The organism is Burkholderia sp. LS-044 (assembly GCF_004803625.1).
Taxonomy (GTDB): Bacteria; Pseudomonadota; Gammaproteobacteria; order Burkholderiales; family Burkholderiaceae; genus Burkholderia; species Burkholderia cepacia.
On record NZ_SSWO01000025.1, the window covers coordinates 61,843 to 86,690 of the forward strand.

Annotated in this window: 21 protein-coding genes; 4 read left to right on the forward strand and 17 right to left on the reverse strand. The window is 66.3% G+C overall.

Features of this window, described 5'->3' with window-relative positions:
• Positions 1 to 4 precede the first annotated feature (4 nt).
• The 7 genes from E9536_RS37910 to E9536_RS37940 form a co-directional block, all read right to left on the reverse strand.
• Positions 5 to 838, reverse strand: a complete 834-nt coding sequence (locus E9536_RS37910; RefSeq protein WP_060175007.1) for an OmpW family outer membrane protein — start codon at positions 836 to 838, stop codon at positions 5 to 7.
• 18 nt (positions 839 to 856) lie between these two features.
• Positions 857 to 2,107, reverse strand: coding sequence for a DUF2957 domain-containing protein (locus E9536_RS37915; RefSeq protein ID WP_059694355.1), 1,251 nt, complete (start codon positions 2,105 to 2,107; stop codon positions 857 to 859).
• A gap of 139 nt (positions 2,108 to 2,246) precedes the next feature.
• Positions 2,247 to 3,680 carry a DUF2957 domain-containing protein gene (locus E9536_RS37920; protein WP_136472727.1) on the reverse strand — a complete coding sequence of 478 codons (1,434 nt, stop codon included), beginning with the start codon at positions 3,678 to 3,680 and terminating at the stop codon, positions 2,247 to 2,249.
• Positions 3,681 to 4,117: 437 nt separating this feature from the next.
• Positions 4,118 to 5,068 carry an N-acetyl-gamma-glutamyl-phosphate reductase gene (gene argC, locus E9536_RS37925; RefSeq protein WP_021158583.1) on the reverse strand — a complete coding sequence of 317 codons (951 nt, stop codon included), beginning with the start codon at positions 5,066 to 5,068 and terminating at the stop codon, positions 4,118 to 4,120.
• A gap of 165 nt (positions 5,069 to 5,233) precedes the next feature.
• Entirely contained in the window at positions 5,234 to 5,806 is a 573-nt protein-coding gene (locus E9536_RS37930; RefSeq protein WP_021158582.1) for a flavodoxin family protein, read from the reverse strand.
• A gap of 245 nt (positions 5,807 to 6,051) precedes the next feature.
• Positions 6,052 to 6,672: a YbhB/YbcL family Raf kinase inhibitor-like protein gene (locus E9536_RS37935; protein ID WP_027788596.1), complete on the reverse strand. Its 621-nt coding sequence runs from the start codon at positions 6,670 to 6,672 to the stop codon at positions 6,052 to 6,054.
• A gap of 240 nt (positions 6,673 to 6,912) precedes the next feature.
• Positions 6,913 to 7,599, reverse strand: a complete 687-nt coding sequence (locus tag E9536_RS37940) for an orotate phosphoribosyltransferase (protein WP_011546659.1) — start codon at positions 7,597 to 7,599, stop codon at positions 6,913 to 6,915.
• A 458-nt stretch (positions 7,600 to 8,057) separates the two neighbouring features.
• Here E9536_RS37940 and E9536_RS37945 point away from each other — a divergent pair, with 458 nt between their 5' ends.
• Complete coding sequence (locus E9536_RS37945; RefSeq protein WP_027788595.1) at positions 8,058 to 10,328, forward strand: NADP-dependent malic enzyme; 2,271 nt, start codon at positions 8,058 to 8,060, stop codon at positions 10,326 to 10,328.
• Positions 10,329 to 10,470: 142 nt separating this feature from the next.
• Here the strand turns inward: E9536_RS37945 and E9536_RS37950 are convergent, their stop codons facing one another.
• Positions 10,471 to 14,061 (reverse strand): indolepyruvate ferredoxin oxidoreductase family protein, encoded by a 3,591-nt coding sequence (locus tag E9536_RS37950; protein ID WP_136472729.1) that lies wholly within the window; start codon positions 14,059 to 14,061, stop codon positions 10,471 to 10,473.
• Between the two features lie 329 nt (positions 14,062 to 14,390).
• Between E9536_RS37950 and E9536_RS37955 the strand changes: the two genes are divergently transcribed.
• Entirely contained in the window at positions 14,391 to 14,585 is a 195-nt protein-coding gene (locus E9536_RS37955) for a hypothetical protein (RefSeq protein ID WP_027788593.1), read from the forward strand.
• Positions 14,586 to 14,717: 132 nt separating this feature from the next.
• Here the strand turns inward: E9536_RS37955 and hppD are convergent, their stop codons facing one another.
• Positions 14,718 to 15,815 carry a 4-hydroxyphenylpyruvate dioxygenase gene (hppD, locus tag E9536_RS37960; RefSeq protein ID WP_060175012.1) on the reverse strand — a complete coding sequence of 366 codons (1,098 nt, stop codon included), beginning with the start codon at positions 15,813 to 15,815 and terminating at the stop codon, positions 14,718 to 14,720.
• 212 nt (positions 15,816 to 16,027) lie between these two features.
• On the opposite strand from hppD, the gene E9536_RS37965 reads away from it, so the two are divergent.
• A complete protein-coding gene (locus tag E9536_RS37965; RefSeq protein WP_021158575.1) occupies positions 16,028 to 16,552 on the forward strand; it encodes an Lrp/AsnC family transcriptional regulator in 525 nt (174 codons plus the stop codon).
• A gap of 59 nt (positions 16,553 to 16,611) precedes the next feature.
• On the opposite strand, the gene E9536_RS37970 is transcribed toward E9536_RS37965, so the two are convergent.
• The 8 genes from E9536_RS37970 to paaA form a co-directional block, all read right to left on the reverse strand.
• Positions 16,612 to 17,259, reverse strand: a complete 648-nt coding sequence (locus E9536_RS37970) for a GNAT family N-acetyltransferase (RefSeq protein WP_027788590.1) — start codon at positions 17,257 to 17,259, stop codon at positions 16,612 to 16,614.
• 244 nt (positions 17,260 to 17,503) lie between these two features.
• Positions 17,504 to 18,109, reverse strand: coding sequence for a TetR/AcrR family transcriptional regulator (locus E9536_RS37975; RefSeq protein ID WP_011350658.1), 606 nt, complete (start codon positions 18,107 to 18,109; stop codon positions 17,504 to 17,506).
• Positions 18,110 to 18,125: 16 nt separating this feature from the next.
• Positions 18,126 to 18,950 (reverse strand): DUF1835 domain-containing protein, encoded by an 825-nt coding sequence (locus E9536_RS37980; protein WP_059490190.1) that lies wholly within the window; start codon positions 18,948 to 18,950, stop codon positions 18,126 to 18,128.
• A gap of 128 nt (positions 18,951 to 19,078) precedes the next feature.
• Complete coding sequence (paaE, locus tag E9536_RS37985) at positions 19,079 to 20,167, reverse strand: 1,2-phenylacetyl-CoA epoxidase subunit PaaE (protein WP_059620901.1); 1,089 nt, start codon at positions 20,165 to 20,167, stop codon at positions 19,079 to 19,081.
• A gap of 5 nt (positions 20,168 to 20,172) precedes the next feature.
• Positions 20,173 to 20,739 (reverse strand): 1,2-phenylacetyl-CoA epoxidase subunit PaaD, encoded by a 567-nt coding sequence (gene paaD / locus E9536_RS37990; RefSeq protein ID WP_027788587.1) that lies wholly within the window; start codon positions 20,737 to 20,739, stop codon positions 20,173 to 20,175.
• Positions 20,740 to 20,762: 23 nt separating this feature from the next.
• Positions 20,763 to 21,566 carry a 1,2-phenylacetyl-CoA epoxidase subunit PaaC gene (gene paaC / locus E9536_RS37995; RefSeq protein WP_027788586.1) on the reverse strand — a complete coding sequence of 268 codons (804 nt, stop codon included), beginning with the start codon at positions 21,564 to 21,566 and terminating at the stop codon, positions 20,763 to 20,765.
• Positions 21,567 to 21,576: 10 nt separating this feature from the next.
• The gene (paaB, locus tag E9536_RS38000) at positions 21,577 to 21,861 is read right to left on the reverse strand and encodes a 1,2-phenylacetyl-CoA epoxidase subunit PaaB (RefSeq protein WP_027788585.1); all 285 of its coding nucleotides are present in this window, start codon (positions 21,859 to 21,861) and stop codon (positions 21,577 to 21,579) included.
• Between the two features lie 37 nt (positions 21,862 to 21,898).
• Entirely contained in the window at positions 21,899 to 22,897 is a 999-nt protein-coding gene (gene paaA / locus E9536_RS38005) for a 1,2-phenylacetyl-CoA epoxidase subunit PaaA (RefSeq protein WP_027788584.1), read from the reverse strand.
• A 198-nt stretch (positions 22,898 to 23,095) separates the two neighbouring features.
• Here paaA and E9536_RS38010 point away from each other — a divergent pair, with 198 nt between their 5' ends.
• The gene (locus E9536_RS38010; protein ID WP_136472731.1) at positions 23,096 to 24,367 is read left to right on the forward strand and encodes an SGNH/GDSL hydrolase family protein; all 1,272 of its coding nucleotides are present in this window, start codon (positions 23,096 to 23,098) and stop codon (positions 24,365 to 24,367) included.
• Positions 24,368 to 24,848 lie beyond the last annotated feature (481 nt).

Consider the following 24,848-nt stretch of genomic DNA (forward strand, 5'->3'; position numbering starts at 1 on the left):
GCGCTCAGAACTTGTACGTCATCCCGACGTAGCTGATGATCGGGTCGGCCTTCAGGTCCGATTTCGATTCCGAGAGCACCGTGCCGTCGGCCGCCTTGATCGTCACCGTCGACGTCGTCTTCAGCGGGATGTACGTCACCGACGCGATCAGCCCGAAATGCTCGGTCATGTTGTACTGCAGGCCGGCGTTGAACACCGGCTGCCATGACGACGACGCCTTCGCCTCCACCGATGTCGTACCCGGCTTGCCCGCGCCCGCCGCGAGAATCGCGCCGAGGTTGTCCTGGGTCTGCTTGATGAAGTTCGTGTTGAGCTGAAGGTCGCTGAACCAGTTGTACGACACGCCGAGGCCGAGGAACGGCCGGAACTTCGCGGTGGCCTGCCCGAAGTAGTACTGCAGCAGCACGGCCGGGCTCCACTGCCGCACGCTCTTCACGATCGGGTTGACCGACGCGAGCCCGATGTTCTGCGTGCCGAGCGCGCCGGCCGGGCCGGGCGGCCTGATCGTGCCCTGGCCCGACACCTTGAACACCGGCGGCACGCCGGCCACCGACGTGACCGCGATGTGGTCGGTCAGGAAGTGGCTGACCGTCAGGCCGACGGTGTCGGCGCCGCTCGTGTGCAGCCCGGTGCCCGGCGACGTGAACGACGGCGGCAGCCGCAGCGGCGTGTTGATCGGTGTCGGTGCGACGTTGGTCGTCATCGGCGTGCTGCTCTGCTGCGGCATCACGTGGAACCAGCCCAGCGTGACGACGTTGCTGCCGGCGCTCTGCGCGTGCGCCGCGAGCGGCGCCAGCACGGCGGCGCCGGCCGCCGCGCAGCGTAGGGTTCTCTTCATCACGGCATTTCCCTCCGCTTACTGGACGAATGCGCCGATCGTGAAATACGGCGTCGATCCCGCGTTGTCGAGGAAACCGAACACGCCGCCCGAGAAGATGAACTTGCCGGTCGGCGACGTGCTGCCCGAACCCGTGTGGATTGTCGTGACCGTGCCCGGCACCTTCTGCGTGTAGTCCAGGTCGAGCGCGGTCGCGAGCGATGCCTGCGACGGCTGGAACGGATCGAGCAGCGTGGCCTGCTTGTCGATCAGCGCGGTGGTCCGGTAATCGAACTGGCTGTCGACGCCGATGTATTCACCGTTCTGCGAACCGGCCGCGATGGCCGTCTGCGGCGCGAGGATCGAGATGCTCGATTCGTCGTCGGCGGTGAGGCCCGGCACCCCGTTGCTGTCGGGTGTCGGGTTCGGGTTCGCCACCCCGGTGCGCACGAGAATCGGCACGAGCTGGTTGCGCAGCTTGCCGACGATCATGAAGGCCTTGCCCTGTGGCGTCGCCGACAGCGTCGGTTTCAGCTGGCTCGCATAGTTGTTCGACTGGAATGCGCCGCTGCCGTCCGCCGACTGCACGAAGTTCGTGCCGCGCTGCGTGCACGCGCCGCCGGCGAACTGGCCGGTCGAGTCGCACTTGGTCCAGGTGCCGTCGGCGTTGATCGTCACCTTCGCGTCGATCGATGCCGGCGCGAAGTTCTGCGACGGCACTTCACCGAAGCCCGTGTGACTGTACGTGCCCGCCACCTTCGTGATGTCGGTTTCGATCGACGAGAAGCCGATGAACGGGTAGTACGGGAATTTCGTGTCGGGCACCGCGGCCTGGCCGAGCACGCCGTTGAACTGGATCTCCTTGCCGGGAATCGTGCCGCCCGCGACACCCATGCCGACGAAGATGCGCGCCGGGCGCGACGGATCGAGGCTCGCGCCGTTCAGGCGGAATGCGCACTGGTTCAGCTTGTTGGTCGGCAGCAGCGTTTCCTGCGTGAGCGTGCCGCTGTCGACGGTGCCCGCGCGGGTCGGCACGACGGTGCCGGTCGTTTGCGGAACCGGCGATTCGACATAGGTGACCTGCCAGGTCATCTTGGTCGTGTCGAGCTGGACCTTGGCGAGTTCGCCGCTGCCCGCGCCGCCCGTAAACACGGTGGTGTAGTCGAGCGAGGCAGGGCAGAGCCGGTCTTCGACGAGCGGGGGCGGATTGTCGCCGCCGCTGCCGCTGCCGCCGCAGGCAGAAAGAAGGGGGGCGGCAAGGGCCGCCGCCAGAATGAGGTTGCGCTTCATGTTGCTCCTCCAGATTTGTCTTGTACGGCGGCCAGCTCCCTGTCGGCCGCTTCTGTTGCTTGTGCTCGTCCTGCCTGCGCCGTGCCGCGCGCTCGTGCGTCACGCGACGGCGGCCAGCCCGCCGTCGCGTCCTCGTCCGCTACTTGCTGATCTGCGCGCCCACGCCGAAGTACGGTGTCGACGAAGTCGTCGAGTTCGCCGACGTCGACGTGACGCCGCCGTTCACCGTGCCCTGGACCAGCGCCGCGTACAGCCCGCCCGTCGCGATCACGACGCCAGTTGCGGACGGGTAGTTCGTGCCGGGCGGCGGCTTCGGCGTCGTCGTCGCGTTCAGCAGGCCCGGCGTCGCCTGGCCGTAGTCGAGCGAGAAGCCGTCTTCCTCGACCTGCGTGCTCGGGTTGATGAACGACGCGTTGCTGCCGCGGATCAGGGCCGCCGTGTACTTGAAGTTCGAGTCCGCGCCCGCGTAGCCGCCGTCGATCGCGCCCGACTGGATCGCCGTTGCCGCACCGAGCACCGCGATGCCCGATTCGTCGTCGACCTGCGCGTCGGTATGCAGCGGCGGCGTGCCGAGGTTCACGTTGCCCGTACGCACGATCACCGGCACCGTCGCGCCGTTGAGCTGGCCGATCACCATATGCGCGGTGGCCGACTTGCCGGTCGCGCCGACGATCGGCAATTGCGTCTGCGGCAGCGTCTGCGGCGCCTTCGTGCTGTCGAAGTAGCCGCCGTTCGCGCTCGTTTTCCACGGGTCGCCGGTCGTCTGGCAGCCGCCCGAGCCGCTCGACGTGCACGCGCCGTTCGCATCGAACGTCTCGCTCGAGTTCGTGCCTTTCGTCGCGTAGTCGCCCGACGGCACCAGGTGGTAGATCAGCGCGTTGTACGTGCCCGGCAGCTTCGACAGGTCGGTCGTCGTGTTCGCGAAGCCGAGGAACGGATAGAAGTCGAAGTGACGGTTCGGCACCTTGCCGACGTCCTTTGCCACCACGATCGGGCCGATGGCGATCGTCAGCCCGTCGTACTGGATCGTCGCGCCGGGAATGCCGCCGCCCGCGACGCCCATGCCGACCAGCAGCATCGGCGGGTTCGCCCGGTTGAAGTCGGCGGCCGTCGAGTACGTGGCGCCGCCCGGCGCCTTGCCCGTGCCCGGCGTGAGGATGAACGCGCAGCGCGTCTGCTCGGCGGTCGGCAGCGTGCCGGTCGGCGGGTGCATGACCGCACCGGTGATCGTCGTGCCGGCGCGGCTCGGCGTGACCGTGCCGGTCGCGAGCGGAATCGGCGATTCGAGCCACTTGAGCGTGTAGGTCATCGCCACGGCGTCGATGTTGACGCTGACGATCTCGCCGCTACCGGCGCCGCCGAGGTACGTGCTCTTCACGATGTCCGCGTTGGCCGGGCACAGCGCGCCGTTGACGGGCTGCGAAGGCGGCGGCCCTTGCGTGCCGCAGCTCGATCCGGAACATTGGGGCGCATTGATCGGCGCGGGTGCGCCGCCGTCCCCCCCACCACATGCAACCAGGAAAGGGGCAATGGCAAAGGCCGTTGCCACCCCCTTCGATAAGGCGTGCGACATGCCGCTGTCTCCAATCGTTTAATTGTGCGAGCTAATGTCGCTGCCTGGATTTTTGCTGTCAATTGATGAACCCGTCTAAAAAAGGCGATTGAAACGGGCATCGTGTTTTGAATCCTTGTCTGACACGGTATTCAGTAAGAATTAAAACGTGAGACAGGCTGCCTGAAGCTGCCGGAGTGGGGAATGTGCGACGCCGGATAGGCCGGCGAAGAGCCTTCCCGCGTATAACGGCAGCGTTTAAAGCGGTCGGTATCCGGTTTATCCCTATTCGGGATTGACTGGATAAAGAGGGGGTGGAATTAATTCACTGGTAATCGCGCAATCGAAAGCTTGTAAATATTTGTAAATACGCGATCGGTAATTTTTTTATATATTGCGTGATACCGGTAAATAAAAAGCCGGCCAGCGGCCGGCTTTGCATTGCATGCGATGTTGAATCAGCGTTTGAGACCCGCATCCTCGGCCGCGCCGATGTTCAGGTTCATGCACTGGATCGCGGCGCCCGATGCGCCTTTGCCGAGGTTGTCGAGGCGCGCGACCGTGACGAAGCGCTCTTCGTTGCCGAACACGAACAGGTCGACACGGTTCGTGTCGTTGTTCGCCTGCACGTCGAAGAAGCCGCCGTCGAGGTTCGCGTCCGCATCGAACGGCGCGACGCGCACGAAGGCTTCGTCCGCGTAGTACTCGGCGAACACGCGCTGCACGTCCTGCGGCGTCGCGCGTTTCGCGAGCTGCCCGGGCGTGAAGTAGGTCGTCACCGCGAGGCCCTTCAGGAACGGGCCGACGATCGGCGTGAAGATCGGCGGGTTCGCGAGGCCCGTGTGCGCGGCCATTTCCGGCAGGTGCTTGTGCGTGAGGCCGAGCGCGTACGGGCGCGGGCTCGCGAGCTTGCCGCCCGGCGCCGCGCTTTCGTAGTCGGCGATCATCGACTTGCCGCCGCCGCTGTAGCCGGTGATCGAGTAGCTGTGCGCGGCGAACGTCGGTGCGACGATGCCCGCATCGACGAGCGGACGCATCGCGAGCACGAAGGCCGATGCATGGCAGCCCGGCACCGCGATGCGCTTCGACGTGCGAATCTTCTCGCGCTGCGCGCGGGTCAGTTCCGGCAGGCCGTAGGCCCAGTCGGCGCTGGTGCGGAACGCGGTGCTCGCGTCGATCAGCGTCGTGTTCGGGTTCTCGACGAGCGACGCCGATTCGCGCGACGCGACATCCGGCAGGCACAGGAACGTGACGTCCGACGCGTTGATCAGGCGGCGGCGCTCTTCGACGTCCTTGCGCTTCGCTTCATCGATGCGCAGGATCTCGATGTCGCTGCGTGCCGACAGGTATTCGAAGATCTTGAGGCCGGTCGTGCCTTCCTGGCCGTCGACAAAAACTTTGGTGCTCATTTCGCTCTCACTGAATGAAACGGGGCCCGCGCCCTGAATCCGCCATTTTAAGACGTCATCCGGCGGGCCTGCATCGCACGGGTCGAAAAAAAGACGGCCGGCGGGCCGTCTTGTGTCCCTTTGACGCACGCCGGCGCGCTCATCGGCGCGCTCGCCGGCGCGTGCTCAGCCGCGGCCGGCGACCCAGCGGGCCGTCGCTTCGGCGACCCGCCGGCCGAATGCCTTCCCGGTTTCGAGGTCGCCCGGCAGCGGGCCTTCGTCGGGCGTCGCATCGGCCGGCGACTGCGCGAGCAGGCCCGTCGAGCCGCCCAGGTAGTTGATGTCGTTGCGCGTGGCCGCCTTCGAGTTGGCCGGCATCAGGCTCGTGCCGACCCACACCATCCCATGCTGCATCGACAGCGTGACGAAGTATTGAATCGTCGAGAACTTGTCGCCGTTCATGGTCGCGGAGTTCGTGAAGCCCGCGGCGATCTTGTCCTTCCATTTCTGCGTGAACCACGCTTTTGACGTTGCATCGGCGAATTGCTTGAACTGCGCCGACGGGCCGCCCATGTAGGTCGGTGCCCCGAAGACGATCGCGTCGGCCGCGTCGAGCGCGGCCCAGCCCGCGTCGTCGACGTCGCCGACCGCGAGCAGGCGCACGGTCGCGCCGGCGTCCTGCGCGCCCGCGTGAACGGCCTCGGCCAGTTTCTGCGTGTGACCGTAGCCGCTGTGATAGACGATGACGATGTTCGACATGAGGCGTTCTCCGGAAAGGAACGGGAACGGCGGCCGTTGCGGCACGCCGGGTCACGCGTCGCCGGCCGGCGACGCGACGGAAGCGCGGCGTGGCGCCGCGACCGGTGACGACGAGTCTAGCAAGCCGAAATGACGCGAAAACACGCGGGCGCGGAATACGCCCGGAGTACGCCAGTGCGCGGCGGCAGGCAATCGCGGCGGCGCGCGGCAGGGGGCGATGCCCGCCGCCGGGTGCCCGTCACCCGTTATTGCCCGTAGTTGACCGTGAGTTGCGCGGTGCCGATCGCCAGCGTGCCGATCTCGTGCTCGAACATCGGCGCGGGGCGCCCCTGCGCGACGCGCAGGTCGTCGCCCTTCAGCGCGTAGACGGTGACCACGTAGCGGTGCGGCTTGCCGGGCGGCGGGCACGGGCCGCCGTAACCGTCGATTCCGAAGTCGTTGCGCGCTTCGCTTGCACCGATGCGCCGCAGGAAGCCGGATGCGCTCGCGTCGGCGGGCAGGCTCGTGACCGTCGCGGGAATGCCCGCCACGGCCCAGTGCCACCAGCCGTGCCCCGGCGCGTCGGGATCGAAGATCGTGACCGCGTAGCCGCGCGTGCCGGGCGGCGGGTTGTGCCAGGCGAGCTGCGGCGAGTGGTTGCCGCCCTTGCAGTCGCCGCGGTCGAACACGTTCGCGGCACGGACGCGCCCGCCCGGCGTCAGGTCGTCGCTCGTCACGGTGAACGCGCCTTCTGCATGCGCGGGCACGGCGGCGAACGCGGCGGCATAAAGGAGGACGAGGTGGGCGAAGAGAGCGAGGAGGGCGGCAAGGAACGGCGACGGGCGACCCGATGGCGCAGGCGGAGTGATCCGGCGATCCACACGCATATGGCGCTTCTCCCGTCACGTGGGCCGGACCGATGCTTCCGGCGTTGTTGGCGTTGTGCGTTGCCCGCGCAGCTGATGGCGACGATGGATCAAGTCTAGCATTAGGGTTCGATGAGCGATGCACGCCGCGACCCATGGTCGCGATCGTTTGCTGCGCGAATCGGTGGACGAAAAAAAACCGCCCGCGATGAAGCGGGCGGCTTGTTCAGCCAGGACGCCGGCCTGCGGGCCGGCGCGGCGTCATTCCTTCGGGGCCGTCGCGCCGCCGTGCGCCGCCGACCACTCGGCCGGTGCGTGCAGGAATTTCTCGACTTCGTCGAGCGTCTTCGTCTCGAAGTAGCCCGAAGCCTTCGCGACGCGCAGCACGTCCCACCACGTGGCGAGCGCGTGCAGGTCGACGTCGATGTCCTTCAGGACCGACACGCTTTCCTTGAAGATGTCGTAGTGGAACAGCACGAAGCAGTGGTTCACGGTCGCGCCCGCGGTGCGCAGCGCGTTGACGAAGTTGATCTTGCTGCGGCTGTCGGTCGTCAGGTCTTCCACGAGCAGCACGCGCGAGCCTTCTTCCAGATGGCCTTCGATCTGCGCGTTGCGGCCGAAACCCTTCGGCTTCTTGCGCACGTACTGCATCGGCACCATCATCCGGTCCGCGATCCATGCCGCGAACGGGATACCGGCCGTCTCGCCGCCCGCCACCGCGTCGATCTGCTCGAAGCCGATGTCGCGCGTGATCGTCGTTTCAGCCATTTCCATCAGCGCGCGGCGCACGCGCGGATACGAAATCAGCTTGCGGCAGTCGATATAGACGGGGCTTGCCCAGCCGGACGTGAAGATGAACGGTTTTTCTGCGTTGAAGTGCACTGCCTGCACTTCGAGCAGGATTTTGGCGGTCGTATCCGAGATCGACTGACGATCGTAGCCTGTCATGGGCATTCCTTGGGTGATGAGCGAAGAGCGGGCGCGGGCCCGGTGGCGCAGCAAGGGGAACCTGCCCTGGGGGCCGGGGCGCGATCGGAGGGCCAATCGCATCGCTGCGCGCGTAGCCGGCTATTTTACCCGATTCAGGCCGGTTTTCGGCGGAATTCACGCGGGTTCGCCGCTCGGCTCACCACCGGCGAAACAAACGGGGCGGGACCGCTCGCGCTGATGCGGAGGATGCGGCGCTGCACCAACGGAGGTCATTTAGGGGGTGTACACTAGGCGACCCTTAGAAATCGTTCAGTACTTTGTACTTTCCTCTTGCCATCCGCCAAGGTTCGATGGCGTGCCGACCCGGCGCGCTGCGTGCCGTCTCGCAGTCGACCATCCCCTCGATTCAAGCAGACGCGGCCCAAGGTGCTGTGTACTGAACCGTCAATATTTCGCATGTCTCTCGCAGGTCAATCATGGACGAACAACTGAAGCAGGCGGCGCTCGCCTATCACCAGAATCCGAAACCCGGCAAGATTTCGGTCACCCCGACCAAGCCGCTGTCGAACCAGCTCGACCTGTCGCTCGCGTATTCGCCGGGCGTTGCCGCTGCGTGCGAAGCGATCCACGCCGATCCGCTCGATGCGCAGAAGTACACGTCGCGCGGCAACCTCGTCGGCGTCATCACGAACGGTACGGCCGTGCTGGGCCTCGGCAACATCGGCCCGCTGGCCGCGAAGCCGGTGATGGAAGGCAAGGGCTGCCTCTTCAAGAAATTCGCGGGCATCGACGTGTTCGACATCGAACTGTCGGAATCCGACCCCGACAAGCTCGTCGAGGCGATCGCGATGCTCGAGCCGACGCTCGGCGGCATCAACCTCGAGGACATCAAGGCGCCGGAATGCTTCTACATCGAGCAGAAGCTGCGCGAGCGCATGAAGATCCCCGTCTTCCACGACGATCAGCACGGCACCGCGATCATCGCGTCGGCCGCGATCCTGAACGGCCTGAAGGTCGTCGGCAAGAAGCTCGCCGAAGTGAAGCTCGTGTGCTCGGGCGCGGGCGCCGCAGCGATCGCGTGCCTGGACCTGCTGGTGAACCTGGGTCTCACGAAGTCGAACATCCTCGTCGCCGATTCGAAGGGCGTGATCTACGAAGGGCGCGGCAATCTCGATCCGTCGAAGCAGCGCTATGCGGCGACCACCGACGCACGCACGCTCGCCGACGCGATCGTCGGCGCGGACGTGTTCCTCGGCTGCTCGAGCGCGGGCGTGCTGAAGCAGGACATGGTCAAGACGATGGGCGACAAGCCGCTGATCCTGGCGCTCGCGAACCCGGAACCGGAAATCCGCCCGGAAGACGCGAAGGCCGTGCGCCCGGACGCGATCGTCGCGACCGGCCGTTCGGACTACCCGAACCAGGTCAACAACGTGCTGTGCTTCCCGTTCATCTTCCGCGGCGCGCTCGACGTCGGCGCGACGACGATCACGGAAGAAATGAAGCTCGCGTGCGTGCGCGCGATCGCCGAACTGGCGGAAGAAACCGACCAGAGCGAGGAAGTCGCGAAGGCGTATGAAGGCCACTCGCTCGAATTCGGGCCGGACTACCTGATTCCGAAGCCGTTCGATCCGCGCCTGATCATCAAGATCGCGCCGGCCGTCGCGCAAGCCGCGATGGATTCGGGCGTCGCCACGCGTCCGATCCAGGACATGGACGCCTACCGCGAGCAGCTCGGCGCGACCGTCTACCGCACCGGCATGGTGATGCGCCCGGTGTTCGCGACCGCGAAGCAGAAGCAGGCGCGCATCGTGTTCGCCGAAGGCGAGGACGAGCGCGTGCTGCGCGCCGCGCAGTTCGTGCTGCAGGAAAAGATCGCGAAGCCGATCATCATCGGCCGTCCGTCGGTCGTCGACATGCGCCTGCAGAAGATCGGCTCGAAGCTCAAGGCCGGCACCGATTTCGAAATCGTCGATCCGGAAGACGATGCGCGCTACCACCGCTACTGGCAGGCGTATCAGGAGATCGGCGCGCGCGACGGCGTGACGCCGGAAGTCGCGAAGGCCGCGATGCGCAAGTTCAACACGCTGATCGGCACGATGCTCGTGCACCTGGGCGATGCGGACGGGATGATCTGCGGGATGATCGACACGTTCCACAGCCACCTGAAGTTCATCGAGCAGGTGCTGGGCCGCGCGAAGGGCGCCGAGCACTTCGCCGCGATGAACCTGCTGATGCTGCCGGGCCGCAACCTGTTCGTGTGCGACACGTACGTGAACGAGCTGCCGAGCGCCGAACAGCTCGCCGACATGACGATCCAGGCCGCGGCCGAGATCGAGCGCTTCGGCATCGCGCCGAAGGCCGCGCTGCTGTCGAACTCGAACTTCGGCAGCGCGCCGTCGGCGTCGTCGCGCCGGATGGGCGAGGCCCGCAAGCTGATCGTCGAACGTGCGCCGAACCTGGAAGTCGACGGCGAAATGCACGGCGACGCGGCGCTGTCGGAAATGATCCGCAAGCAGGCGTTCCCCGGCACGACGCTGTCGGGCGAAGCGAACCTGCTGATCATGCCGAACGTCGAAGCGGCGAACATCGCGTACAACCTGCTGAAGATGGTCGGCGGCGAAGGCGTGACGGTCGGTCCGTTCCTGCTCGGCGCGGCGAAGCCGGTCCACATCCTGACGCCGGCTGCGACCGTGCGCCGGATCATCAACATGACGGCCGTTGCCGCCGCGAACGTGAACACGAAGTAAGTCCACGCCCGCGTGTGCCGCGCTTCAGGCGCGGCGCAAGGAAAAACGCCACGGAACCTGCGTTCCGTGGCGTTTTTTTATTGCGAATCGCCGGCCGGGGCGGGCGTTCGAACCGCGAATGCCCGCGCCCGTCGGCTGGCCGTCACGCGACCTGCTGGTGCGACTGGCCGCCTGCCGGCGCCCGCCACTTCGCGAGCAGCGTGCTCCACTTCTGGCGTACCGCGCGCAGGTTGTTCTCCTTCACGTGGCCGTAGCCGCGAATGCCGTCCGGCAGCGCCGCGAGCTCGAGGGCGAGCGGGCGGTTGGCCGCGTTCAGCCTGGCCAGCACTTCGTCGATCAGCGCTTCGTACTCGCCGATCAGCGCGCGCTCGGAGCGGCGTTCCTCGGTGCGGCCGAACGGGTCGAGCCCCGTGCCGCGCAGGAACTTCGCCTTCGCGAGCCAGCGGAAGGCCGTCATCATCCACGGGCCGTACGCCTTCTTCACCAGATGGCCGTGTGAGTCCGTCTTCGCGAACAGCGGCGGCGCGAGGTGGAATTTCAGCTTCCAGTCGCCTTCGAACTGCGCGGACAGGCGTGCGAGGAACGCGGGATCGGACTGCAGCCGCGCGACCTCGTATTCGTCCTTGTACGCCATCAGCTTGAACAGGTTGCGGGCGACTGCTTCAGTCAGCTGCTCCTGCACCGTGTCGCCGTCCGCCAGTGCCCGCTCGGCGGCGCGCACCTTGTCGACGAACGCCGCATAGCGCGCCGCATACGCGGCGTTCTGGTACGCGGTGAGGAATTCCACGCGCTTCGCGATCAGTGCGTCGACCGCCTTCTTCGTGTGCAGCGCGATCACCGTGGCGCCTTGCGCGGGGCGCGCATCGCCGGCCGCGGCCTGCTTCACGCTCGCCAGGTCGTACGCGGCGCGGCGGCCCCAGTCGAATGCCGCACGGTTCTTCTCGACCGATACCGCATTCAGCTCGATCGCGCGGACGAGCGACACGAGCGTGAGCGGCAGCCAGCCTTTCTGCCATGCGTAGCCGAGCACGAACGGGTTCGTGTAGATCGCGTCACCGAGCAGCGCGACCGCGAAGCGGTTCGCGTCGATGAAGTCGACCGCTTCGCCGGCCGCCGCACGGATGTCATTCTCGGCGGACAGGCCCGGGAATGCCCAGTTCGGGTTCTTGATGAACTCGGCGGTCGGCGTCTGTGCGCTGTTGACGACCACGCGCGTCGCGTCGTGCCGCATCCGCGACGTGCACTCGTCGCCGGCCGTGACGATCGCGTCGCAGCCGATCACGAGGTCGGCTTCGCCCATCGCGATCCGCGTCGCGTGGATGTCGGTCGGCGCGTGCGAGATCTGCACGTGGCTCATCACGGCGCCGCCCTTCTGCGCGAGGCCGGTGACGTCGAGCACGGTCACGCCCTTGTTCTCCAGGTGTGCGGCCATCCCGAGCAGCGCACCGATCGTGACGACGCCCGTGCCGCCGACGCCCGTGACGAGCACGCCGTATGCGCGGTCGATCTCCGGCAGCGTCGGTTCGGGAATGGGCGGCAGTGCGTTGCCGTCGACCGACACGGCTTTCGGCTTCTTCAACTGGCCGCCCTCGACCGTGACGAAGCTCGGGCAGAAGCCCTTCACGCACGAGAAATCCTTGTTGCAGCTCGACTGGTTGATCTGGCGCTTCGTGCCGAATTCGGTTTCCAGCGGCTCGACCGACAGGCAGTTCGACTGCACCGAGCAGTCGCCGCAGCCTTCGCACACCGCGTCGTTGATCACGACGCGCTTCGCCGGATCCGGATAGGTGCCGCGCTTGCGGCGGCGGCGCTTCTCGGTCGCGCAGGTCTGGTCGTAGATCAGGATCGTCGTGCCTTCGATCTCGCGCAGCTCGCGCTGCACGTCGTCGAGCTGGTCGCGATGATGGATCGGCACGCCCGGCGCGAGCAGCGCCTTCTGGCTGTCGTACTTCTCCGGCTCGTCGGTGACGATCACGATCTTCTTCGCGCCTTCCGACGCGAGCTGGTGCGTGATCTGCGGCACCGTCAGCACGCCGTCGACCGGCTGGCCGCCCGTCATCGCGACGGCGTCGTTGTAGAGGATCTTGTAGGTGATGTTCGCTTTCGACGAGATCGCCGCGCGCACCGCCAGCAGGCCCGAGTGGAAATAGGTGCCGTCGCCGAGGTTCGCGAACACGTGCTTCTCGTCCGTGAACGGCGCCTGGCCGATCCACGGCACGCCTTCGCCGCCCATCTGGCTGAAGGTGCTCGTGTTGCGGTCCATCCACACGGTCATGTAGTGGCAGCCGATGCCGGCGATCGCACGCGAGCCTTCCGGCACGTTGGTCGACGTGTTGTGCGGGCAGCCCGAGCAGAACCACGGCTTGCGCTCGGTCTGCACGTGCGGCTTCGCGAGCGCCATTTCCTTCGCGTTGATCACCGCGAGCCGCGCGGCGATGCGCGCGCGCACGTCGGACGGCAGCTCGAACTTCTCGAGGCGCGTCGCGATCGCCTTCGCGATGATCGCGGGCGACAGCTCGTAGTGCGCGGGCAGCAGCCAGTTGCCCATCGGCACCGACCATTCGCCGCCGGCGCCGTCCTTTTCGTCGAACTTGCCGAACACGCGCGGCCGCTGGCCGTCGGGCCAGTTGTACAGCTCTTCCTTGATCGCGTATTCGAGGATCTGGCGCTTTTCCTCGACGACGAGGATTTCGTCGAGGCCGCGCGCGAACGCCTGGGCGCCCTGCGCTTCGAGCGGCCACACGCAGCCGACCTTGTAGAGCCGGATGCCGATCCGCGCGCAGGTTTCGTCGTCGAGGCCGAGGTCGGTCAGCGCCTGGCGCACGTCGAGGTAGGCCTTGCCGCCGGTCATGATCCCGAAGCGCGCGTTCGGCGAATCGATTTCGATGCGGTCGAGCTTGTTCGCGCGCACATAGGCGAGCGCCGCATACCACTTGTAGTCGAGCAGCCGCGCTTCCTGCACGAGCGGCGGGTCGGGCCAGCGGATGTTCAGGCCGCCTTCCGGCAGGATGAAGTCGGTTGGCAGCACGATCTCGGTGCGATGCGGGTCGATGTCGACCGATGCCGACGATTCGACCACGTCCGTCACGCACTTGAGCGCGACCCACAGGCCCGAGTAGCGGCTCATCGCCCAGCCGTGCAGGCCGAAATCGAGATATTCCTGCACGTTGGACGGGAACAGCACGGGCAGCCCGCAGGCCTTGAAGATGTGTTCGGACTGGTGTGCGAGCGTCGACGATTTCGCCGCGTGGTCGTCGCCGGCGAGCACCAGTACGCCGCCGTGCTGCGACGAGCCGGCCGAGTTCGCGTGCTTGAAGACGTCGCCGGTGCGGTCGACGCCCGGGCCCTTGCCGTACCACATGCCGAACACGCCGTCGTGCTTCGCGCCGGGGTACAGGTTCACCTGCTGCGAGCCCCACACGGCGGTGGCGGCGAGATCTTCGTTGAGGCCGGGCTGGAAGACGATCTGGTGGGCTGCCAGGTGCTGCTTGGCTTTCCAGAGCGACAGATCGAGGCCGCCGAGCGGCGAGCCGCGGTAGCCGGAGATGAAGCCGGCCGTATTGAGACCGGCGGCGCGGTCGCGTTCCTGCTGGAGCATCGGCAGGCGCACGAGGGCCTGGATGCCGCTCATGTACGCGCGACCGCGCTCAAGTGTGTATTTGTCGTCAAGCGTGACGGACTTCAGCGCGGCTTCTAGCGACGCGCGTTGGTCTGCGTCTAGCGGGGCATTCATTAACTGTCTCCTCCACCCGGTCTGGGATCACCAAAACTTCGGTTGCGTCGGCATCTTTTGGATGCGTCGGCAGTGGCCGGCATGTTCGCCGGTTTTAAGCGATGGTAGCACTGGGGCAAACCCGCCGCCCATCGGTTGGAATGCGGGGAGAAGCGCGGCGGCGCACCGTAAAAAGGGGCTGAATCATGCGTTACATCATGTAAAAGCATGTAAGGCCGCGTTCATCTGCGCGCAAATGCCGTTAATCTTGTCGGCCTGCCGGAGGTGCCCGGTCGCGTCGGTCTGTTTCGACGCATCGGGGAGGCGCCGGCAGTTTTACAGGAGGTGCAATGAACACACGTCATATCCAGAGTTTCCTGATCGTGTCCGCCGCGTTTTTCTCGATGACCGGCCCGGTGCACGCGCGAGGCGCGAGCGCACTGGCGGCAGCCGGCGCGCAGATGCAGCAGATCGCGCCGGCCCAGGACGCCGTCGCGCAGCCGTCGGCCGAGCGCGCCGTCGCGTCGAAGGCGAACGCGCGTTGATCCGTTCGCGCGGCCGGCGGGCCGCGCCGGAATGAAAAAAGGGCGGGAATCCTCGGATTCCCGCCCTTTTTCTTTGTGCCGCCGGATCGGGCGGGTTGCCGGGTTGCCCCGGGCAGCCGCCCGCCGGATGCGTCAGGCCTTGTCCTGCACGACGCCGCGACGGATCTGGTCGAGCTCGATCGATTCGAACAGCGCCTTGAAGTTGCCTTCGCCGAAGCCCTGGTTGCCCTTGCGCTGGATGATCTCGAAGAAGATCGGTCCGATCTGGTTCTCGGTGAAGATCTGCAGCAGCAGGTCGTCGCGCGCGCCGTCGATCAGGATCTTGCGCTTCTTCAGTTCGTCCAGCGATTCGCCGTGGTTCGGCACGCGGCGGTCGACCAGTTCGTAATACGTGTCGATCGTGTCGAGCAGCTTCACTTCCTTGCTGCGCAGGCCGTCGACCGCCCGGTAGATGTCGCTGGCGCCGAGCGCGATGTGCTGGATGCCTTCGCCGTGGTATGCGTCGAGGTATTCCTGGATCTGGCCGGCCGTATCCGAGCCTTCCTCGTTGATCGGGATGCGGATCTTGCCGCACGGCGACGTCATCGCCTTCGACTTCACGCCCGTCACCTTGCCTTCGATGTCGAAGTAGCGCACTTCGCGGAAGTTGAACAGGCGCTCGTAGAACTCGGCCCATTCCTGCATGCGGCCGCGATGCACGTTGTGCGTCAGGTGGTCGATATAGGTGAGGCCGTGGCCGACCGGGTTCGGGTTCGCGCCGGCGATCGGCTCGAAGTCGACGTCGTAGATGCTGATGTCGCCGATTGCGCCCGGCTGCGCGCCGTTCTTGCCGCGCCAGCGGTCGACGAAGTAGATCAGCGAATCGCCGATGCCCTTGATCGCCGGGATGTTCAGCTCCATCGGGCCCGTCTTGTTGTCGAAGCCCCATGCGCCGAGTTCGAGCGCGCGCTTGTACGCCTTCGCGGCGTCCTGCACGCGGAACGCGATCGCGCAGATCGACGGGCCGTGCAGGCGCGCGAAGCGTTGGGCGAACGAATCGGGTTCGGCGTTGATGATGAAGTTGATGTCGCCCTGGCGGTACAGCGTCACGTCCTTGTGGCGGTGGCGCGCGATCGCGGTGAAACCCATCCGTTCGAACAGCTGTCCGAGCGCTTTCGGGTCCGGCGCCGTGTATTCGATGAATTCGAAGCCGTCGGTGCCGACGGGGTTGTCCCAGTTCGGGATCTGCATGGCGTGTCTCCTGTGGGGGCGATCGGCCGCGGCGACGTGCGCCTGTCCGGCCTGGTTCGATGTCGAACGTGGCACACGCGGCGGCGTGCGCGACGAATCGGTACGTGCGACAGAGTGTAGCGGGCAGTCGCGAGCGTAAACTTGCGAACTTGATCGCCCGAACCTACGATGGCGCAATTTCCAGTCTTGAAATAATCATTGGAGGGCAGAAGATGGCGCACGCCGAATTGGATGCCATCGACCGGCGGATTCTCGCAATTCTTCAGGAGAACGGGCGCCTGTCGAACCAGGAGATCGCCGAGCGCGTGAACCTGTCGCCGAGCCCGTGCCTGCGGCGGATCAGGCGGCTCGAGGAGATCGGCGTGATCACCGGTTATGTCGCGCTGCTGAATCCGCAGAAGCTCGGGCTCGACCTGCTCGCGTACGTGAGCGTGCGGCTCGAGAAACGCGGCGGCCTGGCGCCGGTACGGGTCGACGAAACGTCGGCGCGCGCGGGCGCGACCCATGCGGAGCTGTTTCGCGCGGCCGTGCAGACCTGGCCGGAAGTGGTCGCGTGCCACGCGATGACGGGGGACATGGATTACCTGCTGCGCGTGCAGGTCGAGGACATGGCGCATTTCTCCCGCTTCGTGCAGGAGCATTTGCTGCATCACCCGTCGGTGATCGACGTGAAGACGAGCTTTTCGCTCGAATGCTTCAAGGAGACGACGGCGTTGCCGATTCGGTCGGTGCGCTAGTTGCGCGGCGGGGGAGGGAGGGGCCGGGGGCGCGGAAGGCGCGGCCCGGCTGGCTGACGTTACGCCGTCAGGGCGGCGGGCATCAGCGATTCGATGAACTTCGTGGTGCGGCGCGCCTGGCGCTTCATCGCGTAGTCGAACACCGCGGCCTGCTCCTGCAGCATCTCGGCGATGATCGTCGAGTGGTCGGCCGGCGGCAGCGACAGGTACGCATCGGCTTCGCCGTACGCATACTCGATCCGCATCCCGGATTTCTTCGCGATGTGCATCATCGTCGCGTTACGCGACAGGCAGTGCATGTACAGCGTCGTCACGTGCGTGTTGCGGCTGCGGATCGCCGCGCGTTCGAATAGCTTCGAGCCGACACCGCGGCCGCGTGCGCTTTCGAGCACCGACACGCCGAATTCGGCCGTGCGCTTGTCGCCCTCGGCCGGCAGGTAGGCCAGGTGGCCGACGCCGATCAGTTCGAGGTCGTGGTCGAACACGCCGAACACGGTGTCGCGACCGAAGTCGATCGTACGGACATAGTTCTCGAGCACGTGGTCGGGCACCATCTGGCCGAAGCGCAGCAGGCGGTCCTCTTCGTCGAGCGAGAGAAAGTGGGTGAGCATCTGCTCACGGTCTTTGGAAGCCAGTTCCCTGACGAGAACCGGCGCAGTACCGGCGGTGCCGACGACATCGGCAGAGCCGTTGAATCGCGTGTTCATCGTGGGTTCCTCAATGTGTGACCGTACAGCGGGTTGTGCAATGCAGCAGCATTTTACCCGACCGTCAGCCCTCGGATTGGGGAAAACCCGTATTTAACGATGTTTGAGCTGGAGGATGAATTCTAAATCCGCTTAGTTAATCCACTATCTATTTGATTTTAAACGAATTTAAAATTCATCATATGAAACGCGCGGCGGGCGGTCGCAGTGTGCCCGTCGCGCAACGCTTGCTGCTGCGCGGCAATCAGGCGGCCGTCGACAGCCCGCGTTCGATCAGGTCGATCACCTGCTCGGCGAAGTCGCGGTAGCCGAGGCGGCCGCCGGGCTTCAGCCACGTGAACGTCCAGTTGATCATCCCGAACACCATCATCGTCACGGAAGTCTGGTTTTCCTTCGAGATGCGGTCCGGGTACGCGCGCGCCAGCTGTCGCGTGAATGCCGCGACGATGTCGCGCTGGCGGTCGAGCACGATTTCACGCTGCGCGTCCTCGAGATACTTCACGTCGTTGAGCAGCGCGACGTGGCGGCTGTGCGATGTCTCGTATTCGGCGAGGAACGCGCGCACGAGCTCCGCGAACGCGTCGCGCTCGCTGAGGCCGCGCCGCTGGCTCGCCCCTTCGACCTCGGCGATGATCAGCATCAGCCGTTTCGTGTAGCGGTCGAGCAGGTCGAACAGGATCGCTTCCTTGCTCTCGTAATAGTGATAGAGGCGTGCTTTCGACGTGCCGCTCGCGGTCGCGAGATCGGACATCGACGTGCTCGGATAGCTCGTCTGCGCGAATTTGTCGGCGGCCAGATCGAGGATCTGCTCGCGCTGGGATTCGTGGTCGGGCGCTCGGGTACGGGCCATGGTCGAATGCGGAAGATTAGCGGTGCGTGGCGGCCGCGCGGGCCGCGCGCACCTGCGTGGAGGAGAGGGCGTCGGGCGTGTCGTCCTGCAGCTCGAGCCGGCCGGCCGCCGCGAGTTCGCGGCAGCGCCACCAGGCGATCGAGTCGCTGACGAACAGCCCGCCGCGATCGGCGTCGGCCATGATGCTGCCGACGAGGCGCCGCGCGGGCAGCCAGTCGGTTTCCGCGCGCGCGAGGATCAGCGCGTCGAGTTCTTCATAGTGGCCGCTCTTGATCGTGTTGCTGACCCAGTAGCGAAGTTCGGCGTTCTGGTGCTTCGCCTCCTGCCATTCGAGCGCGAGGCGGCCGATGCGCAGCACCGAGATCGGCGCGGCCACCGGACGCTTGCGCGCCAGTTCGGCGGGCGAGAACATGCCGGTCGCGCATGCCTGGTCGGTGCGCGACAGCGACGCGCGCTGCGCCGGGTCGAGGTCGGCGGCCGACAGCCGCACTTCGTTCAGGCGTTGCGGGACATTGCGCAGGTGATAGGCGACGCGCCGCAGCAGCAGCTTGTCGCCGACGCTCGGCGCATGCCACACCACCACCTGGCCCGTCTCCGTCGCCAGCTGGTCGAGGCGTGCGAACTCGGCTTCGATCTCTGCGTTCCAGTCGGGAATCTGGTCGCCGAGCACGCGCTGCCAGAAGGCTGCGCGCGTGTCGGGCGTCTCGTCGGCGCCCTTGAGCGGCCCGACGCCGAGATCGTCGAGCAATCCGACGACATGCTCGTCGCGCCCGGCTTGCGCGAGTGCCTCGCGCAGCGACGCGGCGGCGGTGCCGCCCTGAATCACATGAATGGTACTCATCGGCCTGTCGTCAACAAAAGAAAACCGCCGGCCGGGCGGACGTTGCGATGTCCAGCCGGCCGGCGGCCCCTAGTGTAAGCGAGATGTGTGACGGCGAGAAACCGTCCGGCGCCGCGACGCGACGTCGCTCAACGCTCGTCGAAGCTCACGACGACCTTGTCGCTGATGGGGTGGCACTGGCACGTAAGCACGAAGCCGTCCTTCACTTCATGCTCCTCGAGCGTGTAGTTCTTCTCCATCCGCACTTCGCCCTCGAGCACCTTCGCGCGGCACGTGCAGCACACGCCGCCCTTGCACGCGTAGGGCAGCGCGAGGCCCGCCCGCAGGCCGATATCGAGCAGGCTCACGCCTTCGTACGGCAGCCGCAGCTTGCGCTTCTTGCCGTCGAGCACGATTTCGAGGTCGGCGGCCGGCGTCTGGTCGGTGATTTCGACGACCGGCGCACCGGCTTGCGGCAGCGGCGTGCCGAAGCGCTCGACGTGCACCTTCGCCTGCGGCACGCCGGCTGCCTTCAGCGCGGCTTCCGCCGCGTCCATCATCGGCGCCGGGCCGCAGATGAACGCTTCGTCGATCGCGTCGGCCGGCGTCAGCGTGCCGAGGAATTCCGCGCATTTCGCCTGGTCGAGCACGCCGTTGAACAGTTCGACGTCCTGCTGGTCGTCCGACAGCACGTGATAGAGGACGAAGCGGTTCATGTACCGGTTCTTCAGGTCCTCGAGCTCCTCCGCGAACATGATCGCGTCGACGCTGCGGTTGCCGTAGATCAGCGTGAACGTGCTGCGGGGCTCCAGTTCGAGCGTCGTCTTCACGATCGCGAGCACCGGCGTGATCCCGGAGCCGCCGGAGAACGCGACGTACTGCTTGCCGTGGTCGGCGTTCAGGTGCGTGAAGAAACGGCCGTCCGGCGTCATCACGTCGATCGTGTGGCCGGGCTTCAGCGTATCGAAGGCGAAGTTCGAGAAGCGGCCGCCGCGTACGCGCTTGATGCCGATGCGCAGTTCGCCGTCACGGTCGTAGTCCGTCGTGCCGACGCAGATCGAATACGAGCGGCGCGTTTCCTCGCCGTCGATGTGGGTCTTCAGCGTGACGAACTGGCCCTGCGTGAAGCGGTACGCGTCGCGCAGCTCGGGCGGCACGTCGAAGGAGACGGTCACGGCGTCGGCGGTCTCGGGCCGCACGTCGCGGATACGCAGCGGATGAAATTGCGGGGTCGCCATATCGATTAGTAGGGTTTGAAGTAGTCGAAGGGTTCGCGGCAGTCGACGCAGCGATACAGCGCCTTGCAGGCCGTGGACGCGAATTGCGCGAGACGCTCGGTGCGTGCCGAGCCGCAGCGCGGGCACGCGGGCGCCGCGACGGGCCGCGGCACGAAGCGCACGACGTTTTCCCGCGGCGCGGCGGTGCCGCACTGGCCGACCGGCGGCGCGATGCCGTACGCACGCAGCTTGTCGCGCGCTTCCTGCGTGATCCAGTCGGTCGTCCAAGCGGGCGCGAGCACCGTCTCGATCCGGTGCGGCGGCAGGTCGGCGGCCTGCAGCGCGGCGGCGATGTCTTCGGCGATCTGCGACATGGCCGGGCAGCCCGAGTAGGTCGGCGTGATCACGACCTCGAGCTGGCCGTCGTCCGCGCGGCGGACGTCGCGCAGGATGCCGAGCTCGCGGATCGACACGACCGGGATCTCGGGATCGGGCACGGCTTCGAGCACGTCCCATGCGCGGGCGAGCAGCGGATCGTCGCGGCGCGCGGCAGGCACGGCGTTGGCGTTGGCGGGGGCGGTCTGGACGGACATCGTCGGGCTCCGTGGCGTCGGGGTTACCAGGTCGCGCCGGGGTGCTGGCGTGCGAGGCTTTGCAGTTCCGCGAGCAGGTAGCCCATGTGTTCCGAATGCTCGCCCTGCTTGCCGGTCGTCACGTGCTGCACGGGGGCCGGCAGCGTGAGCGTCGCCTCCGCGAGCGCGTCGTCCACGTCCGCGCGCCACGCCGCTTCGAGCGTGGCCGGTGCCGGGGCGATGCCCGCGGCCGCGACTGCGTCGTCGATCGCATCGGCGGCGAAGAATTCGCGCGTATACGGCGTCAGGTAGTCGAGCGCGTCCTGCGCGCGACGGTGCGATTCGTCGGTGCCGTCGCCGAGGCGCACGAGCCACTCGCGTGCGTGCTGCACGTGATAGCGGGTTTCCTTCACCGATTTCGCGGCGATCGCGGCGAGCTGCGTGTCGGTCGACGTTTCCAGCGCGCTCCACACGTGCAGCATCAGCGCCGAGTACAGGAAGTTGCGCACGATCGTCACCGCGTAGTCCTTGTCGGCGTGCGCGGTGCCGGCGAGCGGGCCGTAATGCGGCAGTTCGGCGAGCGTGAAGTTCGCGAACTCGCGCTCGGTGCGGAAGTACGCGTAGTCGTCCTCGGTCTTCGTCGCGCCGGTGAGCTGGCGCTCGAGTTCGGCCGCATGCGTATACAGCATGCGTGCCTGGCCGATGAGGTCGAGGCTCATGTTGGTGAGCGCGATGTCTTCCTCGAGGATCGGGCCGTGGCCGCACCATTCGGCATTGCGCTGACCGAGGATCAGCGTGTTGTCCGCGAGGCGCAGCACGTAGGAGAGGTGTTCGGGCGTGATCGTCATGGCGCGGGCGTTACATGTGGTTGACTTCGTCGGGCAGCGTGTAGAACGTCGGGTGACGGTAGATCTTGTCGCCCGCCGGTTCGAACAGCTCGGCCTTCTCGCTCGGATCCGACGCGGTGATCGCCGACGACGGCACCACCCAGATGCTCACGCCTTCCTGGCGGCGCGTGTAGACGTCGCGCGCCATGCGCAGCGCCATCGACGCGTCGGCGGCATGCAGGCTGCCGCAATGCTTGTGGTCGAGCCCCTGCTTGCTGCGCACGAACACTTCCCAGATCGGCCATTCCTTGTTCATCACTTTCTCCTGAATCCTGAATTCGATGGTGTGCCGCTCAGGCGGCGTGCTGTTCGGCGCGCGCGCGGCGTTTTGCTTCGTGGGCGAGGGCGGCTTCGCGCACCCATGCGCCGTCCTCGTGCGCTTTCACGCGGGTCGCGAGGCGTTCCTTGTTGCACGGGCCGTCGCCGTTGACCACGCGCCAGAATTCGTCCCAGTCGATCGTGCCGTAGTCGTGGTGGCCACGTGCTTCGTTCCACTTCAGGTCGGGATCGGGCAGCGTCACGCCGAGCACCTTCGCCTGGTCGACCGTCGCGTCGACGAATTTTTGCCGGAGGTCGTCGTTCGTGATCCGCTTGATGCCCCATTTCGCGGACTGGTTGCTGTGGACCGAATCGGCATCGCTCGGGCCGAACATCATCAGCACCGGCCACCACCAGCGGTTCACGGCCTGCTGGACCATCGCGCGTTGCGCGTCGCTGCCCTTCATCATCGACAGCAGTGCGTCGAAGCCCTGGCGCTGGTGGAACGATTCTTCCTTGCACACGCGGATCATCGCGCGCGCGTACGGGCCGTACGTGCAGCGGCACAGCGGGATCTGGTTCATGATCGCGGCGCCGTCGACCAGCCAGCCGATCACGCCGACGTCGGCCCAGGTCGGCGTCGGGTAGTTGAAGATGCTCGAGTATTTCGCCTTGCCGGCGTGCAGCGCGTCGATCAGCGAATCGCGCGATACCCCGAGCGTTTCGGCCGCGCTATAAAGATAGAGGCCGTGGCCGGCTTCGTCCTGGACCTTCGCGAGCAGGATCGCCTTGCGCTTCAGGCTCGGCGCGCGGGAGATCCAGTTGCCTTCCGGCAGCATGCCGACGACTTCCGAGTGCGCGTGCTGCGAGATCTGGCGGACCAGCGTCTTGCGATAGGCGTCGGGCATCCAGTCCTGCGGTTCGATCTTGCCGTCGGCGGCCATGACCGCATCGAACCGCGCCTGCTCGGGCGACTCGGCTGCGGCGTCGAGCGGCGCGACGTTGCCGGGGATGTCGAGGGATTGCGTGTACATGGCGAGGCTCTCGTCCGGTTGAATGTGTGCGAAGTATAAACCAACCGACCGGTCGGTTAATAAATTTCTTGCGGATTTGCGGAAAGACTCGGGTAAACGAGGGACATCGGGGCGCGATGGTGCTGCGTGATGGCGGCCGGCACGCGGGAGCCGCGCCTTCTGCGGCACAATGCCTGCTTTCCGACGAGGATTTTGCCGATGTCATTCCGAAGCAGTATCGCCGCGGCCGTGCTGGGTGCGGCCGCTTTTGTCTCGCCGCTCGTGGCGTCGGCTTCGGCCGCGCCGGCGGGATGGGTTGCCGCGTGGGCGACCGCGTTGCAGCCGATTCCCGACCTTGCCGCACCGCCGCCGCTTTATCGCGCGCCCGACGTTGCCGGTCGCACCGTGCGCCAGATCGTCTATCCGACAGTGTCGGGGCGCGCCGCACGGATCCGCGTCAGCAATGCATACGGTCGTTCCCCCCTCGTCGTCGAGGCGGCGAGCCTCGCGCGCGCTGGCGAGGGCGCGGCGCTGTCCGGCGACGCGGCCGTGCCGGTCCGGTTCGGCGGCAAGGTGTCGGTGACGCTTGCGCCGGGCCAGGAACTCGAAAGCGATCCGGTGGGGATCGACGTCAGGGCCGGGCAGCCGTATGCGATCAGCCTCCAGATGGGGGCGAACCAGCGGATGACGGTCTGGCACCGCGTGTCGAACCAGTTCAATTATGTGTCGGTGCCGGGCGAGCACGTGAGTGATCCGGGGGCTGCCGCGTTCCGCACCCGCTTTACCCAATTTGCATGGGTGACCGAGCTCGCGGTCGAGACCGGTTCCGCGCGCGCAAGCGTAGCCGCGATCGGCGATTCGATCACCGACGGGCTGCGCTCGAGCGTGAACCGGAACCGCCGCTGGCCGGACGCACTGGCGCGTCGGCTGGCCGCCTCGGGCGCGGAATCGATCGGCGTCGCGAATCTCGGGATCAGCGGAAACCGGCTGCTCAGCGATTCGGCTTGCTATGGCACGTCGCTGGCGTCGCGGTTCGAGCGCGATGCGCTGTCGCGCACGGGCGTAAAGGCGGCGATCGTGCTGATCGGGATCAACGACATCAACTTTGCGGCGATGCCGCCGCGCGCGGGGCTCGATTGCGACCACCCGCATACGCAGGTCACGGCTGCATCGCTGATCGACGGCTACCGCCGGCTGATCGACACGGCACACCGTCAGGGCGTGAAGGTCTTCGGCGCGACGCTGACACCGGCCGGGCTGCCGGCGGGGCGGGAGGCGATCCGGCTCGAGGTGAACCGGTGGATCCGGAGCGGTGGCGGGTTCGACGGCGTAGTGGACTTCGACGCGGTGCTGCGCGATCCGGCGCGCCCGAGCGTGCTGCAGCGTCGATTCGATAGTGGCGACGGCATTCATCCGAGCGACGCTGGATACACGGCGATGGCCGACGCGGTGCCGGTCGAGCAACTGCAGGCCGCGGTGGGCGGCAAGTAATGAGCTTCTATATATAGAGGGAAGTGTTGCCGGCCCCCTTGTGGTCGATGGCCACCGGCGGCCCGCCGAGCCCCAGCCCCCGTGCGCGTCAGCGCACGGGGGCTTTTCAAAATATTTTCACAAAGGGCTTGCGTAGATGGGGGCGGGTGCTTAGAATCACGCCTCTTTCGCGCTAACGGAAACGCGGCGCGGGAGAGGGAAGCAAAGCTGGTGGTGTGCCGCAGTGTCGGGCGCGCGGCTGGCCTGGAAGTCGAACCCCGCAGTCGCAACGATGTAGTGTAAAAAGTTGTTGACGAGCTGCGAAACACGGTTCATAATCTCGCTTCTCTGCTGCTGAAAACGCAGCGCTGCTGAGAAACACGAAGTTCCTCGCAGATTGCTCTTTAAAAATTAACAGCCGATAAGTGTGGGCGCTTGATGGAAGCGAGCTGATCTTCGGATCAGATAGCAAAAGTATCAAGAGTCTCACACTAAAGTAAGT